This is a genomic window from Nakamurella panacisegetis, assembly GCF_900104535.1.
GTDB lineage: Bacteria > Actinomycetota > Actinomycetes > Mycobacteriales > Nakamurellaceae > Nakamurella > Nakamurella panacisegetis.
Genome location: NZ_LT629710.1, coordinates 4,478,164 through 4,496,571 on the forward strand (window position 1 = coordinate 4,478,164; position 18,408 = coordinate 4,496,571).

Sequence of the window (18,408 nt, forward strand, 5' to 3'; positions counted from 1 at the left end):
CCTACTCCCCGAAGAAGCGCTGGGCTTCGCGCACCGCGTCGACCAGCGCGTCGACCTCGCCCGGGGTGTTGTAGATGGCGAACGAGGCGCGGACGGTTGCGGCCACGCCGTATCGGCGGTGCAGCGGCCAGGCGCAGTGGTGACCGACGCGCACGGCAACGCCCGCGTCGTCCAGGATCTGCCCGACGTCGTGCGCGTGCACGCCGTCCACCAGGAACGACACGGCACCGCCGCGATCGACCAGATCGGACGGGCCGATGATCCGGATACCCGGCATCGCCGACAGCCGCTGTAGGGCGAGCCCGGTCAGCTGCGCCTCGTGATCGGCGACGTTCTTCATGCCCAGGGTCTCGAGATAGTCAACGGCCGCCCCGAGGCCAACGGCCTGGGAGGTCATCGGGACGCCGGCCTCGAACCGCGCCGGTGGTGCGGTGTACGTGGAGTGGTCCATGAAGACCTGCTCGATCATCGAACCGCCGGTCAGGAACGGCGGCATCTGCTCCAGCAGCTCGTACCGGCCGTAGAGGCCGCCGACGCCGGAAGGTCCGAGCATCTTGTGGCCGGAGAAGGCCAGGAAATCCACACCGAGCGCGGTCACGTCCACGCTCGAGTGCGGCACCGACTGGCACGCGTCGAGCACGGTGAGCGCGCCGACCTTCTGCGCCGCGGCGACCAACAGGGCCACCGGGTTGATCGTCCCGAGCACGTTCGACTGGTGGGTGAACGCCACCACCTTGGTCCTGGGGTTGATCAGCCGGTCGATCTCCGACAGGTCCAACCGGAAGTCGTCGGTCAGACCGAACCACCGCAGGGTGGCCCCGGTCCGGCGGCACAGTTCCTGCCACGGAACGAGATTGGCGTGGTGCTCCATCTCGGTGACCAGAATCTCGTCCCCCGGGCCGATCCGGAACCGCGAAGCGCCCGCGCCGTGGGTGCCGACCGAGGCGTTGCCGAGTGAGTAGGCGACCAGGTTGATGGCCTCGGTGGCGTTCTTGGTGAAGATCAACTCCTCGGGACGCGAGGCCCCGATGAAGTTCGCCACCCGCACCCGGGCGCCCTCGTAGAAGTCGGTGGCCTCCTCGGCCAGCGCGTGCGCGCCGCGATGCACCGCCGAGTGATGGGTGGTGATGTACTCCTGCTCCGCGTCGATGACCGTGATCGGCCGCTGCGAGGTGGCCCCGGAATCCAGGTAGACCAACGGCTTGCCGTCCCGCACGGTGCGTCCCAGGATCGGGAAGTCGGCCCGGATCACCGAGACGTCGAACGTCTCGGTGGCGGCGATCGCCGATGTCCGGACCGTGGTCACAGCAGGATCTCCCCGCGCTCCGCCGACCCGGGCGCGCCGGCCCCGGCCCCCGCGAACCGTACGTAGCCACTGGTCTCGAGCTCGTCGGCCAGCGCAGGGCCGCCGGACTCGACGATCCGGCCGCCTACGAACACATGCACGTGGTCGGGCTTGATGTAGCGCAGGATCCGTGTGTAGTGGGTGATCAGGAGCACGCCGACGCCCTCACCCGACTCGAGCGAGGCGGCCTTGTACCGGTTGACGCCCTCGGAGACGATCCGCAGCGCGTCCACGTCGAGTCCGGAGTCGGTCTCGTCGAGCACGGCGATCTTCGGCCTCAGCAGCGACATCTGCAGGATCTCCTGCCGCTTCTTCTCACCACCGGAGAAGCCCTCGTTGACGTTGCGCTCGGCGAAGGCCGGATCGATCTCGAGGTCGGTCATCGCGGTCTTGACCTCCTTGACCCACTTGCGGATCGGCGGCGCCTCACCGCGCACCGCGGTGGCCGCGGTACGCAGGAAGTTCGACGTGGAGACGCCCGGGATCTCGACCGGGTACTGCATGGCCAGGAACAGACCGGCCCGGGCGCGGGCGTCGACCGACATGGCCAGCACGTCCTCGCCGTCCAGGGTCACGGTGCCCGAGGTGACGTGGTACTTCGGGTGCCCGGCGAGCGAGTAGGCCAGCGTCGACTTGCCGGACCCGTTGGGGCCCATGATCGCGTGGGTCTCGCCCGAGCTGACGGTCAGGTTGACGCCGCGCAGGATCTCCTGCGGGCCGTCATCGGTGGTGACGGACACGTGCAGGTCGCGGATCTCGAGTGTTGCCATGTTCTTGTCTTTGCCTTTGCTGAATCTAGCGACGAGTAGTTGTCGGTCACCCTCGCCGAGCGGTGGGTGGCAGGTCAGATGCCGATGACGGCGAGTTCGGCTTCGATGGTCTCGGTGGCCCGCTCGACGACGGACTCGACCCCTAGCTGGTGCAGCACCTCACCGAAGAAGCCCCGCACCACCAGACGACGGGCGATCGCCTCCGGGATACCGCGCGAGAGCAGGTAGAACAGCTGCTCGTCGTCGAACCGTCCGGTGGCGCTGGCGTGACCGGCTCCGACGATCTCGCCGGTCTCGATCTCCAGGTTGGGCACCGAGTCGGCGCGCGCGCCGTCGGTCAGCAGCAGGTTCCGGTTCATCTCGTAGGTGTCGGTGCCCTCGGCCCCGGCCCGGATCAACACGTCACCGACCCACACGGTGTGCGCGGAGCGACCCTGCAGCGCACCCTTGTACAGCACCCGCGACTTGCAGTGCGGTGCCTCGTGGTCCATGAACAGCCGGTGCTCCAGATGCTGGCCAGCGTCGGCGAAGTAGACCCCGAGCATCTCGGCGTCGCCGCCGGGCGCGTCGTAGGCGACCGATCCGACCATGCGGACCAGATCCCCGCCGAACGTCAGGGCCGCGTGCTTGACCTTGGCGTCGCGGCCGACCAGCACGTGATGGTTGGTCAGGTGCACGGCGTCGGCCGCCCAGTTCTGCTCGGACACGTAGGTCAGCGTGGCCCCGTCACCGACCACGATCTCGACGTTCTCGGAGATCGTCGCGCTGCCTTCGTAGGCCACCACGACCTGGGCCTGGGCGTGACGCCCGACCCGGATCACCAGGTGCGCGGCGATGGCCTCGTCGATCGAATTCCCGTGCAGGGTGACGACCACCGGCGCACCGGTGACGGTGTCCGGGGCGACGTCGACCAGGTACACCGACTGCGCCGCCTGGTACGAGCGGGCGGCCGCGAAGTCGATCGGCTGGTACTTCGAGATGCCCTTGACGGCCGCCGCTTCCGCTCCGGTCAGGATGGACGCGGTGACCCCGTCCTGGCCCTGCACCGAGATGGTGAAGTCGGTCCCGGTGAGGGGGGCGTCGCTGTGCAGCCCGCGGAGCCGCCGCAGCGGCGTGAACCGCCAGGCCTCCTCGCGGCCGCTCACCGGGCCGTGGTCGGCCGGGTTGCGGGAGCCGACGCGGTGCGAGTGCGACCCGACACCGACGTTGCGGCCGCCGACGACGGTCTCGCTCCCGTGGTCGCCGACGGCGACCCGTTCAATGATTGGCGTGGCCACGCTCAGCCCACCGCCCCTTCCATCTGCAGTTCGATCAGGCGGTTGAGTTCCAGCGCATACTCCATCGGGAGTTCGCGGGCGATCGGCTCGATGAAGCCACGAACGATCATGGCCATCGCCTCGTCCTCGGTCAGGCCGCGGCTCATCAGGTAGAACAGCTGCTCCTCGCTGACCCGCGAGACGGTCGCCTCGTGACCCATCGACACGTCGTCCTCGCGGACGTCGACGTACGGGTAGGTGTCGGAGCGGGAGATGGTGTCGACCAGCAGGGCGTCGCACTTGACGGTCGACTTGCTGTGGTGCGAACCCGGATTGACCCGGACCAGCCCGCGGTAGGACGTGCGTCCACCACCACGGGAGACCGACTTCGAGATGATGTTGGACGACGTGTGCGGGGCCAGGTGCAGCATCTTGGCCCCGGTGTCCTGGTGCTGGCCCTCGCCGGCGAAGGCGATCGAGAGCACCTCACCCTTGGCGTACTCCCCCGTCATCCAGACGGCCGGGTACTTCATCGTGACCTTGGAGCCGATGTTGCCGTCGACCCACTCCATGGTGGCTCCGGCTTCGGCCTTGGCCCGCTTGGTGACCAGGTTGTAGACGTTGTTGGACCAGTTCTGGATGGTCGTGTAACGGCAACGGCCACCCTTCTTCACGATGATCTCGACGACCGCCGAGTGCAGCGAGTCGGACTTGTAGATCGGCGCCGTGCACCCCTCGACGTAGTGCACGTAGGCGTCCTCGTCGACGATGATCAGCGTCCGCTCGAACTGGCCCATGTTCTCGGTGTTGATCCGGAAGTAGGCCTGCAGCGGGATCTCCACGTGCACGCCCTTGGGGACGTAGACGAACGAGCCGCCCGACCACACGGAGCTGTTCAGCGCGGAGAACTTGTTGTCACCGGACGGGATCACGCTGCCGAAGTACTCCCGGAACAGCTCCGGATGCTCCTTCAGCGCGGTGTCGGTGTCCAGGAAGATGACGCCCTGGTCTTCCAGCTCCTTCTGGATGGAGTGGTAGACGACCTCGGACTCGTACTGGGCGGCCACCCCGGACACCAGCCGCTGCTTCTCGGCTTCCGGGATGCCCAGCTTGTCGTAGGTGTTCTTGATGTCCTCGGGAAGGTCTTCCCAGCTCGCGGCCTGCTTCTCACCGGAGCGGACGAAGTACTTGATGGTGTCGAAGTGGATGCCGGTCAGATCGGCGCCCCAGGTCGGCATCGGCTGGCGCTCGAACAGCCGCAGCGCCTTGACCCGGAAGTCGGTCATCCACTCCGGCTCGCTCTTCTTGGCCGAGATGTCACGGACGACGTCCTCGTTGATGCCGCGTCGCGCGGAGGCGCCGGCCACGTCGCTGTCGGACCACCCGAAGGCGTAGTGCCCCAGGGAGTCGATCGCCTGCTCCTGGGAGAGCGGCGCGGTCTCCGGGGCGATGGGAGATGTGATGGTGCGTTCCGGAGCAGTCGTCATGACGTGGTCCTTCCCTGTGGCGCTGATGAGATGTGCTGGTCATTGCGGCGGGGTACTGCGTGAGGGGCCGATGCCCCGGTGGAATGGGCGGCGGGAATGAAGGTCGTGCAGAACGAGTCGCCGTTGGCGATCGTGGCCAGGCGCTGCGCGTAGGTACCCAGGGCTTCGGTGATGACGGCCATCTCCTCTTCGCACAACTGGGGAAATCTCGTCGCCACGTGGGCGACCGGGCAGTGGTGCTGACACAACTGTTCGCCGATGCCGACCTGCTCGACGGAGGCCGCGAAGCCGGACTCGGTGAGGGCGCGGGCCAGGATCTGCGCTTTGGCCGGCACGTCGGGGGCCGCCTCCAGCTCGTCCCGGACGGCGTCGACCAGGTTCTCCGCCCGGCGGCGGGCGAACGCGGCCACGGCATCGGGTCCGGCCGACTCGGCCAGGAATTCCAGGGCCTCGACGGCCAGCGAGTCGTAGGCGTGCGGCAGACGGGTGCGCCCGACGTCGGTCAACAGGTAGGTCCGGGCCGGGCGACCGCGGCCGCGCCGGGCCGTCGTGCTGGCCTCCCGGCTGGTGATGGCGCCTTCGGCCAGGAGCTGATCGAGGTGCCGACGGATGGCGGCGGGCGACAGCCCGATCTGCTCGGCCAGCGCGACGGCAGTCAGCGGTCCGCGCGCCAGGAGCAGGCGCACGACGGTCTCCCGGGTCCTGACCTCGGCGTTCGGCTCGACCGCGGTGATCTCCAGCCGGTGCGCGGACGGCGCCGAGCGCTCGGTCGCGCCATCGGCCAATGTTTTCACAACACCAGTGTGACCTTTTTCCGACCGAAGATCAAAGAGGTGAGCACCACAGGATAAGCAGACCGGCGCAGCCAAGGCAAGCCTTACCTACTAAGTCACAGTGGCCGGGTCCCGGTTCTGCCTCTCCTAGACTGCCCGGATGACCAACGGCGGAGCGAGCGGAGCGGCCGACCGGCTGCCCGGTGTGCTGGACTCCGTCGAACGGCGACAACTGTCCCGGCTGCGCCGATGGGGTACGGCCGGCGCCCTCCTGATGATGGTCGGGTCGACGTCGTCCTACGGTGCCGCGACCCCCATCCCGAATCCGGTCGACGGCCTGCGCATCGTCGGACTGCTGTCCCGGATCGCGGCGCCGACGCTGGCCCTGTCCTACTCCGGGATCGGCCTCGTGGTGGTCTGCTGGTTCATGATCGGGCGGCTCGCCGCCCCGGGCCGGGCGCGCCGGCTGTCGCGCACCCAGCTCACGCACACGCTGGCCATGTGGACCGTGCCGTTCCTGGTCACTCCGCCGATCTTCTCCCGCGACGTGTACTCCTACCTGGCCGTCGGCGCGATGATGGTGCACGGCGACAACCCGTACCAGTCCGGCCCGTACCCCGCGCTCGGTGACAGCAACCCGCTCGCCCACCAGGTCGACCTGCGGTGGCAGTACACCTCGTCCCCCTACGGACCGGCCTTCCTCCTGATCGCCAAGGCGGTGGTGCTGGTCACCGGCAACCACGTCGTCCTGGGCGTGCTCATCCAGCGCTTCGTCGAACTGATCGGCGTCGCGCTGATCGTGTGGGCCCTTCCCCGGCTGGCCCGACGTTGTGGCATCGACCCGGTCAGCGCCCTCTGGCTGGGCGCCCTCAATCCTCTCCTGCTGTTCCATCTGGTCGCCGGTGGGCACAACGAGGCGCTGATGATCGGCCTCATGCTGGCCGGTCTGCAGATCGGCCTGGCGGTCAAGGACGGCACGCCCCGCTGGTGGAGCGCCGACTCGGCCCGGATCGCTGCCGGGACCGCTCTGATCACCCTCGCCGCCGGCATCAAGGTGACGGCCGCCATGGCCTTGGCCTTCCTGGTCATCGCCCTCGCCCGCCGGGCCGGGAACCGTTGGTCGGATCTGTTCCGCTTCACCGTGCGGGCCGGCGCGGTGGCCGCCGCCACCTTCGCCGGGCTCACCGTCGCCGCCGGAGCCGGGCTCGGCTGGGTGCATGCGCTGTCCGCACCGGGCAGCGTGCAGTCGTTCCTTTCCCTGTCGACCAGCCTGGCCGTCGGCGCCGGTCAGCTCGGACTCCTGCTGGGGCTGGGCGATCACACCCAGGGCGCGATCGATGTCATGCAGCCGCTCGGAACGGTGGTCGGTGGCCTGCTGGCCGTCTACCTGATGTGGCGGTGCTGGCAGCGACGGATCGAGCCGATGCAGGGCCTCGCCCTGGGACTCGGCGCCTTCGTCCTGCTCAGCCCGGTGATCCAGCCCTGGTACCTGCTGTGGGCGGTGCTGCCGCTGGCGGCGTCGACCGGACTCTCCCGCTACCGCCGGATCGCCGTCTGGCTGACCACCATCTTCTCGGTGATCATCATGCCCAACGGGGCCACGATCCCGGTGTTCACCATCGTGCAGGCGGTGATCGTGGCCGCCGTGGTGGCCGGAGCGGTCCTGCTGCTGCTGCGTCGCACCGGGCTGCCCACGGCCGAGCCGCGACCGGGCGGCCTGCTCCATCCGGTCACCTCGACGCCGGCCCGGACGATCACCGCCGCAGTGATTGGCATCCCATCGGACAGCGCCGATACCACCGCATCCGCCGACGATCCCTACCATCGGGAAACGTGACATCGCCGCCCATCGTCCCGAGCACCTCCGGGCTGACGAGACCCGACCGTCCGGGGCCGGACGACGCGATCGTCGTCGACGGTCTGCATCGCCGTTTCGGCGACGTGACCGCGGTCGACGGCCTCTCGTTCCGGATGGCCACCGGATCCATCCTGTCGCTGTTGGGACCCAACGGGGCCGGCAAGACCACCACCGTGGAGATCTGTGAGGGCTTCACCCGGGCCGACGCCGGTCAGGTCCGGGTGCTCGGTCTGGACCCGTGGCGCCAGAGCGCGGCGCTGCGTCCGCGGATCGGCGTCATGTTGCAGGCCGGCGGGGCGCACGCGTCGGCCCGCGCCGGTGAGATGCTCGACCTGGTCGCCAACTGCTCGGCCAACCCGCTCGATCCGGCCGCCCTGCTCGACCTGCTGGGACTGACCCCGTCCGCCCGCACGCCGGTCCGGCGTCTGTCCGGCGGCCAGGTGCAACGGCTCAGCCTGGCCATGGCCCTGGTCGGCCGGCCCGAACTGCTGTTCCTGGACGAGCCGACGGCCGGCCTGGATCCGCAGGCGCGGCACCTGGTCTGGGACCTGCTGCGGGCGGCCAGGGCGGACGGGGTCTCCATCCTGCTCACCACCCATCTGCTCGACGAGGCCGAGTTGCTCTCCGACCGGATCGTGATCGTCGACAACGGCCGCTGCGTCGCGGCCGGAACCCCGGCCGAACTGACCGGCGGCGGGGCCCAACTGCGGTTCACGGCCAGCCCGGGGCTGGAGTTGGACGTACTGCGGTCGGCCCTGCCGCTCGGGTTCACCGTGGCCGAGACCGCGCCCGGACGGTATCTCCTGGAAGGCGACATCGCGCCCTCGACGATGGCCACGGTCACGTCCTTCTGCGCCCGGGTCGGGGTGATGCCGTCCGCGATGCAGGTCGGATCCCGTTCGCTGGACGAGGTCTACCTGGAGCTCACCGGTAAGGAACTGCGCTCATGACCGATTCCACCGCCACCGGACCCGGACCGGTCTTCGCACCGGGAACGTTCCGGCCGGACCCCCGGCCGTCCGGCCGGTGGCACATGTTGCGGGCCGCGGCCGGCCTGGAACTGAAGATGCTGATCCGCAACGGCGAACAGCTGCTGCTGGCCGTCGTCATCCCGCTGGGCGCGCTGGTCGGACTCACCACCACCACCGTGATCAATCTGACCGCTCCGCGCGTCAACACGGTCACACCGGGCGTGCTGGCCCTGGCCATCATGTCGACCGCGTTCACCTCCCAGGCCATCACCACCGCCTTCGATCGGCGGTACGGCGTACTCAAGCGGCTGGCCGCGGCCGGCATGGGCAAGACCCTGCTGGTCGCCGGGAAGTGCGGCGCGGCGCTGGTCGTGATCGTGGCCCAGTGGGCGCTCCTCGGGGCCGTCGCCTTCGGCCTGGGCTGGCACCCGCGGGGCAACGCCGCCTGGGTCCCGGTGCTGGTGGTGCTGGGCGCGGCCGCCTTCATCGGGTTGGCGCTGCTGCTCGGCGGGACGTTGCGGGCCGAGGCGGTGCTGGCCCTGGCCAACGTCGTGTGGTTGGCCCTGGTCGTGGTGGGCGGGGTCGTCATCCCGCTGACCAAGGCGCCGGACTGGCTACGGATCGTCGGCGAGCTCACTCCGGCCGGTGCGTTGTCCACCGCACTCCGGGCGGTTCTGCAGTACGGGACGGCGCCGACGGCCGCGAGCCTGGCGGCGTTGCTGGTGTGGATCGCGGTCGGCTGGGGCGGCACCGTACGGTGGTTCCGATGGCAGTGACCGTGAACTCGAAGACCGGATCCGTCGCCCCCGCCACCGGATGGTGGCGGCGCTGGCCGACCGCGCGTGTGCAGCTCGTGCTGGGCTGGCTGGCGGTGATCGCCAACGGCGGGATCGCCGTCACCGGAGCCACCGTCCGGGTGACCGGTTCCGGGCTCGGCTGTCCCACCTGGCCGCAGTGCAGCCCGGGCTCGCTGGTGCCCGTCTCCCGGTCCGGTCTGGCCGCCTTCCATCAGGCGATCGAATTTACCAACCGAACTCTGACCGGTGTGGTGCTGATTCCCTCGCTCGGCATCTTCCTCGCTCTGCTGCTGGCTCCGCGTCGCCGTCCCGGCCTGACCCGCCTGGCTGCTGTGCTGCCCGGAGGCGTTCTGCTACAGGCGGTCTGGGGCGGGATCACGGTGCGCACCGGACTGGCCTGGTGGACCGTGGCCCCCCACATGCTGATCTCCCTCGGCCTGCTGTTCGTGGCCATCGTCGTGCTGTCCCGGATCGGCGAGTCGGATCGGCCGGCCGTCGCGGTGGTGCCGCGGCCGCTCCAGGTGCTGACCTTCGCCACAGTCGGCGTCCTGGTGCTGCTGTGCATGGCCGGAACGCTGGTCACCGCGGCCGGACCACACGGCGGCGACGCGGCGACGCCGCGCCTTGATCTGCCGGTGGAGTCGCTCGCCCAGCTGCACGCCGACCTGATGTTCACCTACTTCGGCTTGCTGGTCGCGCTGTGCGTCGGATTCCTGGCCGTCAAGGCCCCGCCCCGCCTGATCAAACGGACCGTGATCCTGGTCCTTGTGACGGCCGCCCAGGGGTTGATCGGACTCGTCCAGTACGCCACCGGGGTTCCGGAGGCGCTGGTCGTCTCCCACGTCCTCGGGGCAGTGGTCCTGACCGCGTCCGCCGCCGCGGTGGCCATGGCCACCCGCGTCCGTCCGGTGCCGGATCACTGAGTGGTCGACGCGCCCACGCTCCTGCCCCGCCCGGCGACGATCCGCACGGTCGCCGGCGGATTCGAACTCACCGGTGACACCGCGATCCGGGCCACCGACGAGGTGCTCCCGACCGCCGAATGGTTACGGGACGCCCTGCGCCCGGCCACCGGGTTCCGATTCCCGATCGGCCCGGCCACCGGCACCGGCGGGGTGATCGAGCTGGGCCTGGATCCCGACCTGCCGGCGGAGGGATACCGGTTGGTGGCCGGGCCGGACGCGGTCCGCATCACCGGCGGGGACGCCGCCGGGGTCTTCCACGGATGCCAGTCGCTGCTCCAACTCGTTGCCCCGGCCGTGTTCCGGCGGGCGAAGGTGTCCGGTGTGCGGTGGGCGCTGCCGGGCGTCGACATCTCCGACGTACCCCGTTTCGGCTGGCGTGGGGCCATGCTCGACGTCGCCCGGCACTTCATGCCCAAGCACGACGTCCTCCGGTTCATCGACCTCATGGCGATGCACAAGCTCAACGTGCTGCACCTCCACCTGACCGACGACCAGGGCTGGCGCGTGGAGATCCGCCGCTATCCCCTCCTCACCGAAACCGGTGGCTGGCGCCGGGCCAGCCAGGTCGGCGGGACGCCGGACGCCCCGACCGACGGCCGGCCGCACGGCGGCTTCTACACCCAGGACGATCTCCGCGAGATCGTCGCCTACGCCGCCGCCCGGTTCGTCACCGTGGTGCCCGAGGTGGATCTCCCCGGTCATTCGCACGCGGCGATCGCCGCCTACCCGGCACTGGGCGTCACCGGCGCCGAGCTCGAGGTCGCCACCCGGTGGGGCGTCGACGTCAACGTGCTCAACACCGAGGAATCCACCGTCGCGTTCTATCTCGACGTGTTCGACGAGGTCATGGAGCTGTTTCCCAGCCCCTACATCGGCGTCGGCGGGGACGAATGCCCCAAGGACCAGTGGAAGGCCGATCCCCGCACGCAGGAACTGATGCGTACCCGCGGCCTGACCACCGAAGAAGAACTCCAGGCCTGGTTCGTGGGCCGGGTCGGGGCCCACCTGAACGCGCGCGGGCGCCGCCTCTACGGCTGGGACGAATTGCTGGAGGGGCCGCTCCCGGCCGGCTCGGTGATCGGCTCGTGGCGGGGCCTGACCGGCGCAGTCACCGCCGCGCGGCGCGGTCTCGACGTGGTGAGCTGCCCCGACGACCGGACGTATCTGGACTACCGCCAGTCCGAGTCGGCCGACGAACCGATCGCCGTCGGCATACCGCTGACCCTGGAACGGGTCTACGGCTTCGACCCGGTGCCCGACGGGCTCAGTCCCGCCGAGGCGGCCCATGTCCTCGGCGGCCAGGGCAACATCTGGTCCGAGCACGTGGATTCCCCGCGCATGGTCGACTACTTCGCCTTCCCTCGGCTGTGCGCACTGGCCGAGGTGCTGTGGAGCCCGGATGCGCGTGACTTCGGGGATTTCAGCGCGCGACTGGCGGCCCACCTCGATCGGCTGGACGCGGTCGGGGTCGAGTACCGCCGGCCGTCGGGGCCACAACCGTGGCAAATGCGGCCCGGGGTGCCCGGACGGCCCTCCACCCTGGCCGAGCGCGACGCCCTCATCCGGGACGAGGTAGCGGGCATCCGGACCTGAGCTCCACGCCGTCCCGCTGGGACGGTCAGCGGCCGGTGCCGGCCATCCTGATGCGATCGGCGGCGCTGACGGTGATCTTGCCCGTGCTCTCGCGGTCCCACTGACCGACGGACAGGCCCGCGGCGGCGCACACGGCACCGGCCTGTTCGAGGTCGGGGACGATCCCGTCGGTGAACGGGCCGTCGGCCGAGATGACGACGATCCGGACCCCGCGCCGACCCATGTGGTTGAGCACCGCGGTGCCGCCGCCGCCGTGTCGGGCGATGAACGAGCGCAGGCCGGCGATCAACGAGGAGTGATCCGGCGCCGCAACCTCGGGCGAATTCTTCTCCGGTGATGCGCTCACCGTGGCCACCCGACGACGGTCAGACCCACGGCGGCATCCACCGCCCAGGCGACGGAGATCGCGGTCAGATACAGATTGGACAGGTGGAACAGCGTCATCGGAGTGGCCGGAACCCCGCGCAGGACCCGGAAGTGCAGGACGTGGGCGATGGCCAGGAAGGCCAGGCCGGCCGGCACCGCGACCGCCGCGTAGATCCACGACGAGGCCGGGATCAGCAGCAACGAGCAGGCAACCATGGCCCACGAGTAGATGACGATCTGCCGGACGACGACCCGTTCGGGCGCCACCACCGGCAGCATGGGCACGCCGGCGGCGGCGTAGTCCTCGCGGTAGCGCATGGCCAGCGCCCAGGTGTGCGGCGGCGTCCAGAAGAAGATCACGCCGAAGAAGACCCACGCCGGCCAGCCGATCCCACCGGTGATGGCCGACCAGCCGATCACCACCGGCATGCAGCCGGCCAGGCCGCCCCAGACGATGTTCGCGCTGGTCCGGCGCTTGAGCCACATGGAGTAGACGAAGACGTAGAACAGGATCGCCGCGACGGCCAGCGCCGCCGCCTTCCAGTTGGTGGCCCAGGCCAAGAACCCGCAGGAGGCGACCCCGAGGAGCACCCCGAAGACCAGCGCGTGGCCGGTCGGCACCAGATGACGGGCCAGCGGCCGGGCCCTGGTCCGGCGCATCACGGCGTCGATGTCGGCATCGACCACGCAGTTCAGCGCGTTGGCGCTGCCGGCGGCGAGAGTGCCGCCGACCAGCGTGGCCAGCACCAGCCACAGCGTCGGGACCGAGCGCTGCGCGGCGAACATGGCCGGAATGGTGGTGATCAGCAGCAGTTCGATGATGCGGGGCTTGGTCAGGGCGACGTACGCGCCGACCGTGACCTTGAACGACCGGCCGGTCGCGGCGGCTTCCGGCGCCGTCGGCTCGGGCAGGACCACCGCCGGGTGCGCAGCGGACGACTCACCGGCGGAGGTCGGGAACGACACGCCTTACCTCCACATCAGCCGTACGCATCGCCATCGAGGCGGCGGGTTCCAGGTTCCCGCCCGGCCATCCTATGTGCTTCGACGCTGTGTAGTAGAACGGCCCGGCCGTGCCGCGCGGCACCGATCAGCCGGGCGGTGGCCGCCGGGTCGATCCCGCGGGCGGGAGCGGCGTCAGAGGTCCCGCGTGCGGGTACTAGGGTTTGGAACTGGAAAACCGCGTCACCTCCAGTATCGGGACCGCATGGTCCGACGCGCACGCAACCGCGGCCCATTAGGCCGCCCGGCCGAGGAAGGTCGCAACCTGTGACCAGTACCGCCCAGATTTCCGAGCTCACCACCGCTCACGTCCCCGACGACTGGTCCGATCTGGACAAGCGGGCCGTCGACACCGCCCGCGTCCTGGCCGCCGACGCGGTGCAGAAGGTCGGCAACGGTCACCCGGGCACGGCCATGAGCCTGGCCCCACTGGCCTATACCCTGTTCCAGAAGGTGATGGTGCACGATCCGGCCGACCCCGACTGGACCGGCCGCGATCGGTTCGTACTGTCCGCCGGGCACTCCAGCCTCACCCTGTACATCCAGCTCTACCTGGCCGGTTTCGGCCTGGAACTGGACGACCTGAAGGCGCTCCGCACCTGGGGTTCGCTGACCCCGGGCCACCCCGAGGTGCACCACACCAAGGGGGTCGAGATCACCACCGGACCGCTCGGTCAGGGCCTGGCGTCCTCCGTCGGGATGGCCATGGCCGCCCGCCGCGAGCGCGGCCTGTGGGACCCGGAGGCGGCCGCCGGCAACAGCCCGTTCGACCACTTCATCTACGTGATCGCCTCTGACGGTGACATCGAGGAAGGCGTCACCTCGGAGGCGTCCTCCATCGCCGGTCGTCAGCAGCTGGGCAACCTGATCGTGTTCTACGACCACAACCAGATCTCCATCGAGGACGACACCAACATCGCCCTGTCCGAGGACGTCGCGGCCCGCTACGAGGCCTACGGCTGGCACGTGCAGAAGGTCGAGGGCGGCGAGAACGTCTCCGGCATCCTGGACGCCATCGAGGCGGCCAAGGCGGTCACCGACAAGCCCTCGTTCATCCAGCTGCACACCGTGATCGGCTTCCCCGCGCCGACCAAGATGAACACCGGCAAGGCCCACGGCGCGGCCCTGGGCGCCGAGGAGATCGTCGGCATCAAGAACATCCTCGGGTTCGACCCCGAGCGGACCTTCCAGGTCGACGACACCGTGATCAAGCACACCCGGCTGGCCCTGGACCGCGGCCAGGCCGCGAAAGCCGCCTGGCAGGGCAAGTTCGACGCCTGGGCCGCCGCCAACCCGGCGAACAAGGCCCTGTTCGACCGGATGGTCGCCCGCGACCTGCCCGAGGGATGGCTCGACTCGCTGCCGTCCTGGCCGGTGGACCCGAAGGGCATCGCCACCCGGGCCGCGTCCGGCGCCGTGCTGACCGCCATCGGACCGGTCCTGCCGGAACTCTGGGGCGGCAGCGCCGACCTGGCCGAGTCCAACCTGACCACGATCAAGGGGTCCGACTCGTTCGGGCCGGTCGCCGCGGCCACGTCCGAATGGAACGCCAACCCCTACGGCCGGACGCTGCACTTCGGCATCCGCGAGCACGCCATGGGCGCCATCCTGTCCGGCATCGCCCTGCACGGACCGACCCGGCCCTACGGCGGGACGTTCCTGCAGTTCTCCGACTACATGCGCGGCGCCGTCCGGCTGGCCGCCGTGATGGGCGCGCCGGCCGTCTACGTCTGGACCCACGATTCCATCGGCCTCGGCGAGGACGGCCCGACCCACCAGCCGGTGGAGCACCTGGCCGCGCTGCGGGCCATTCCGGGTCTGGCCATCCTGCGTCCGGCCGACGCCAACGAGACCGCCTTCGGCTGGCAGGCCGTGCTGGAGAAGCAGAGCGTCTGGAACACCGGGCCGGTCGGCATCGCCCTGTCCCGTCAGGCCGTTCCGACCCTGGCCGGCACCAGCGCCGAGGGTGTGGCCAAGGGCGCCTACGTCCTGGCCGATGCCGAGGGTGAACTGCAGGTCATCATCCTGTCCTCCGGTTCGGAGGTGCAGATCGCCCTGGCCGCCCGTGAGTCGTTGCAGGCCGAGGGCATTGGCACCCGCGTGGTGTCGGTCCCGTGCCTGGACTGGTTCGAGGCCCAGGACGCCGACTACATCGAGAGCGTGCTGCCGAAGGCGGTCACCGCTCGGGTCTCGGTTGAGGCGGCCATCTCACAGCCGTGGTGGCGCTGGATCGGATCGCAGGGACGCCCGGTCTCGCTCGAGCACTACGGCGCTTCCGCCGACGCGGCGACGCTGTACGAGAAGTTCGGCATCACCGCCGAGGCCACCGTGGCCGCCGCCAAGGAGTCGTTGACGGCGGCCAACACCCCCGACACGGTCTCGCACGGAACGACGTCGCTCGAGGACGCCGGCGTCGACCTCGACTCGAAGTAACCCTCCCCGACCTCAGGAAGAAGCGCAGAAAAAATGACCGATACCCTCGCGGAACTCTCCGCCGCCGGTGTTTCGCTCTGGCTGGACGACCTGTCCCGTCAGCGCCTGCACTCGGGCAACTTGAAGGACCTGATCAGCAGCAAGCACATCGTCGGGGTCACCACCAACCCGTCGATCTTCGCGGCCGCCCTGGCTGACGGTGAGTCCTACCAGATCCAGGCGGACGAGCTGGCCGCCCGCGGCGCCTCGGTCGATGACGCGGTCCGCGCCATGACGACGGACGACGTCCGCGATGCCTGCGACCTGTTCTCCGCTCTGTACGAGTCGACCGGAGGCCGGGACGGACGGGTGTCGATCGAGGTCGAGCCCGGCCTGGCCCACGACACCGACGGCACCGTCGCGCAGGCCAAGGAACTGTCCAAGATCGTGGACCGGCCGAACGTCCTGATCAAGATCCCGGCCACGCTGGCCGGACTGCCCGCGATCACGGCCACCCTGGCCGAGGGCATCAGCGTGAACGTGACCCTGATCTTCTCCCTGGAGCGCTACGAGGGCGTCATCGACGCCTTCGTGGCCGGCATCACCAAAGCCAGGGAGAACGGGCACGACATCTCCAAGATCCACTCGGTGGCGTCGTTCTTCGTCTCCCGGGTCGACACCGAGATCGACGCCCGCCTGAGCAAGATCGGCACCGACGAGGCCAACGCCCTCAAGGGCCGGGCCGCCATCGCCAACGCTCGGCTGGCCTACCAGCTCTTCGAGCAGAAGTTCGCCGGGGCGAAGTGGTCGGAGCTGGCCGCGGCCGGCGCCAACCCGCAGCGCCCGTTGTGGGCCTCGACCGGCGTGAAGGACCCGAACTACGACGACACCCAGTACGTCGTCGAACTGGTCGCCCCCAACACGGTCAACACCGCGCCCGAGAAGACCATCGACGCGGTGGCCGACCACGGCGTCATCCGGGGCAACACCATCCAGGGCACCTACGGCGCGGCCTCGGCCACCTTCAGTGCGCTCGAAGCGGTCGGGGTCGACCTGCCCGACGTGTTCGCCGTACTCGAGTCCGAGGGCGTCGACAAGTTCGTCAAGTCCTGGGAAGAGCTCCAGGCCACCGTGGCCAAGTCGCTGGCCAGCTGATCGATCCCAGCTCCGGCCGACGGCGCGCGCGCCGTCGGCCGGAGCTGTCAGCAGACTCGCCCAGCACCACCATCGCCGGGAAGGACCCGAAGAACAACCCATGACGAGCAGCCACGTCAACCCGCTCCGCGACCCGAGGGACAAGCGTCTCCCCCGCATCGCCGGGCCATCCGGAATCGTCATCTTCGGGGTCACCGGCGACCTCTCCCGCAAGAAGCTGATGCCGGCCATCTACGACCTGGCCAACCGCGGCCTGCTGCCGCCGGGCTTCGCGCTGGTCGGTTTCGCCCGCCGCGACTGGGCCAACGAGGACTTCGCGCAGGTGGTGCACGACTCGGTGCGCCAGTACGCGCGCACGCCGTTCTCCGAGGAGGTCTGGCGGCACCTGGCCGAGGGCTTCCGGTTCGTCTCCGGCACCTTCAACGACGACGACGCGTTCGACGCGCTGGCCGCGACCCTGGCCGACCTCGACCGTGTCCGCGGCACCGGCGGCAACCACGCGTTCTACTTCTCCATCCCGCCGGGGGCGTTCCCGACCGTGCTGCAGCAGCTGCGCCGGTCGGGCATGGCCGACCCGCACGGAGACGAGTGGCGGCGGGTTGTCATCGAGAAGCCCTTCGGGCACGACCTGGAGTCCGCACAGGATCTCAACCAGCTCGTCAACGAGGTCTTCCCGGCCGAGTCGGTCTTCCGGATCGATCACTACCTGGGTAAGGAGACGGTCCAGAACCTCCTTGCGCTGCGCTTCGCGAACCAGCTGTACGAGCCCATCTGGAACTCCAACTACGTCGACCACGTGCAGATCACCATGGCCGAGGACATCGGCGTCGGTGGCCGCGCCGGGTACTACGACGGCATCGGCGCCGCTCGCGACGTCATCCAGAACCACCTCATCCAGTTGCTCGCGCTGACCGCGATGGAGGAGCCGGTCTCCTTCTCCCCGAAGGAACTCCGCACGGAGAAGATCAAGGTCCTCTCCGCCGTCCGGCTGCCGCCCGACCTGTCGCAGGCCAGCGCCCGGGGCCAGTACGCCACCGGGTGGCAGGGCGGCACCAAGGTGCCCGGGTACCTCGAGGAGGACGGCATCTCCCCCACCTCGACCACCGAGACGTACGCGGCGATCAAGCTGCTGGTCGACACCCGACGCTGGGCCGGCGTCCCGTTCTACCTGCGGACGGGCAAGCGGCTCGGCAAGCGGGTCACCGAGATCGCCATCATCTTCAAGCGCGCCCCGCACCTGCCGTTCTCGCAGAACGACACCGAGACCCTGGGTTCGAACGCCCTGGTCATCCGGGTGCAGCCCGACGAAGGGGTCACCATCCGGTTCGGCTCCAAGGTCCCCGGCCCGGTGATGGAGGTCCGTGACGTCAACATGGACTTCTCCTACGGCCAGTCGTTCACCGAGGCCTCGCCGGAGGCCTACGAACGGCTGATCCTGGACGTCCTGCTGGGCGAGCCGTCGCTGTTCCCCCAGGACGAGGAGGTCGAGCTCTCCTGGAAGATCCTCGATCCCCTCGAGAAGCACTGGGAGCGCAGCAACGTGCAACCGGACGCGTACGTCTCGGGCACCTGGGGTCCGGCTTCGGCCGACGACATGATGACCCGCGACGGCCGCACCTGGCGCCGGCCATGACGGCCCGCGTCGACACTCCTCCAGA

Annotated in this window: 15 protein-coding genes; 8 read left to right on the forward strand and 7 right to left on the reverse strand. The window is 69.7% G+C overall.

The window, feature by feature from the left end; translation table 11 throughout:
• Position 1: 1 nt before the first annotated feature.
• From BLS97_RS20170 to BLS97_RS20190, 5 genes are all read right to left on the reverse strand, one after another.
• A complete protein-coding gene (locus tag BLS97_RS20170; protein ID WP_231988216.1) occupies positions 2-1,306 on the reverse strand; it encodes a cysteine desulfurase in 1,305 nt (434 codons plus the stop codon).
• Positions 1,303-2,115, reverse strand: a complete 813-nt coding sequence (sufC, locus tag BLS97_RS20175) for a Fe-S cluster assembly ATPase SufC (RefSeq protein ID WP_090479728.1) — start codon at positions 2,113-2,115, stop codon at positions 1,303-1,305. Before sufC ends, BLS97_RS20170 begins: the two co-directional genes overlap by 4 nt.
• A gap of 74 nt (positions 2,116-2,189) precedes the next feature.
• Positions 2,190-3,392: a Fe-S cluster assembly protein SufD gene (gene sufD, locus BLS97_RS20180; protein ID WP_231988217.1), complete on the reverse strand. Its 1,203-nt coding sequence runs from the start codon at positions 3,390-3,392 to the stop codon at positions 2,190-2,192.
• Between the two features lie 2 nt (positions 3,393-3,394).
• On the reverse strand, positions 3,395-4,858 hold the full coding sequence (gene sufB, locus BLS97_RS20185) for a Fe-S cluster assembly protein SufB (protein WP_090479733.1): 1,464 nt from the start codon (positions 4,856-4,858) through the stop codon (positions 3,395-3,397).
• Positions 4,855-5,652: a helix-turn-helix transcriptional regulator gene (locus tag BLS97_RS20190; protein ID WP_090479737.1), complete on the reverse strand. Its 798-nt coding sequence runs from the start codon at positions 5,650-5,652 to the stop codon at positions 4,855-4,857. The genes sufB and BLS97_RS20190 overlap by 4 nt, the downstream gene beginning before the upstream one ends.
• 139 nt (positions 5,653-5,791) lie before the next feature.
• On the opposite strand from BLS97_RS20190, the gene mptB reads away from it, so the two are divergent.
• From mptB to BLS97_RS20215, 5 genes are read left to right on the forward strand one after another with little or no spacing between them, the layout of a single operon-like run.
• Complete coding sequence (mptB, locus tag BLS97_RS20195) at positions 5,792-7,468, forward strand: polyprenol phosphomannose-dependent alpha 1,6 mannosyltransferase MptB (protein WP_090479740.1); 1,677 nt, start codon at positions 5,792-5,794, stop codon at positions 7,466-7,468.
• A 32-nt stretch (positions 7,469-7,500) separates the two neighbouring features.
• Entirely contained in the window at positions 7,501-8,439 is a 939-nt protein-coding gene (locus BLS97_RS20200; protein ID WP_407938078.1) for an ABC transporter ATP-binding protein, read from the forward strand.
• A complete protein-coding gene (locus BLS97_RS20205) occupies positions 8,436-9,236 on the forward strand; it encodes an ABC transporter permease (RefSeq protein WP_090479743.1) in 801 nt (266 codons plus the stop codon). The genes BLS97_RS20200 and BLS97_RS20205 overlap by 4 nt, the downstream gene beginning before the upstream one ends.
• Complete coding sequence (locus BLS97_RS20210) at positions 9,227-10,180, forward strand: COX15/CtaA family protein (RefSeq protein ID WP_090482751.1); 954 nt, start codon at positions 9,227-9,229, stop codon at positions 10,178-10,180. Before BLS97_RS20205 ends, BLS97_RS20210 begins: the two co-directional genes overlap by 10 nt.
• A complete protein-coding gene (locus tag BLS97_RS20215; protein WP_090479747.1) occupies positions 10,181-11,815 on the forward strand; it encodes a beta-N-acetylhexosaminidase in 1,635 nt (544 codons plus the stop codon).
• Between the two features lie 25 nt (positions 11,816-11,840).
• On the opposite strand, the gene BLS97_RS20220 is transcribed toward BLS97_RS20215, so the two are convergent.
• Positions 11,841-12,161, reverse strand: coding sequence for a hypothetical protein (locus BLS97_RS20220; RefSeq protein ID WP_157695577.1), 321 nt, complete (start codon positions 12,159-12,161; stop codon positions 11,841-11,843).
• Complete coding sequence (locus BLS97_RS20225) at positions 12,158-13,147, reverse strand: heme o synthase (protein ID WP_231988219.1); 990 nt, start codon at positions 13,145-13,147, stop codon at positions 12,158-12,160. The genes BLS97_RS20220 and BLS97_RS20225 overlap by 4 nt, the downstream gene beginning before the upstream one ends.
• 303 nt (positions 13,148-13,450) lie before the next feature.
• On the opposite strand from BLS97_RS20225, the gene tkt reads away from it, so the two are divergent.
• The 3 genes from tkt to zwf all read left to right on the forward strand — a co-directional run bounded on the left by tkt (position 13,451) and on the right by zwf (position 18,383).
• Positions 13,451-15,616 (forward strand): transketolase, encoded by a 2,166-nt coding sequence (gene tkt / locus BLS97_RS20230; protein ID WP_090479753.1) that lies wholly within the window; start codon positions 13,451-13,453, stop codon positions 15,614-15,616.
• A 33-nt stretch (positions 15,617-15,649) separates the two neighbouring features.
• Entirely contained in the window at positions 15,650-16,750 is a 1,101-nt protein-coding gene (gene tal, locus BLS97_RS20235; protein WP_090479756.1) for a transaldolase, read from the forward strand.
• Positions 16,751-16,850: 100 nt separating this feature from the next.
• Positions 16,851-18,383, forward strand: coding sequence for a glucose-6-phosphate dehydrogenase (gene zwf, locus BLS97_RS20240; RefSeq protein ID WP_090479759.1), 1,533 nt, complete (start codon positions 16,851-16,853; stop codon positions 18,381-18,383).
• Positions 18,384-18,408 lie beyond the last annotated feature (25 nt).

Coding starts and splice junctions, on each gene's coding strand:
- sufC (WP_090479728.1), bottom strand. CDS start 2,115: ATGGCAACACTCGAGATCCGCGACCTGCACGTGTCCGTCACCACCGAT.
- sufB (WP_090479733.1), bottom strand. CDS start 4,858: ATGACGACTGCTCCGGAACGCACCATCACATCTCCCATCGCCCCGGAG.
- mptB (WP_090479740.1), top strand. CDS start 5,792: ATGACCAACGGCGGAGCGAGCGGAGCGGCCGACCGGCTGCCCGGTGTG.
- BLS97_RS20205 (WP_090479743.1), top strand. CDS start 8,436: ATGACCGATTCCACCGCCACCGGACCCGGACCGGTCTTCGCACCGGGA.
- BLS97_RS20210 (WP_090482751.1), top strand. CDS start 9,227: ATGGCAGTGACCGTGAACTCGAAGACCGGATCCGTCGCCCCCGCCACC.
- tal (WP_090479756.1), top strand. CDS start 15,650: ATGACCGATACCCTCGCGGAACTCTCCGCCGCCGGTGTTTCGCTCTGG.
- zwf (WP_090479759.1), top strand. CDS start 16,851: ATGACGAGCAGCCACGTCAACCCGCTCCGCGACCCGAGGGACAAGCGT.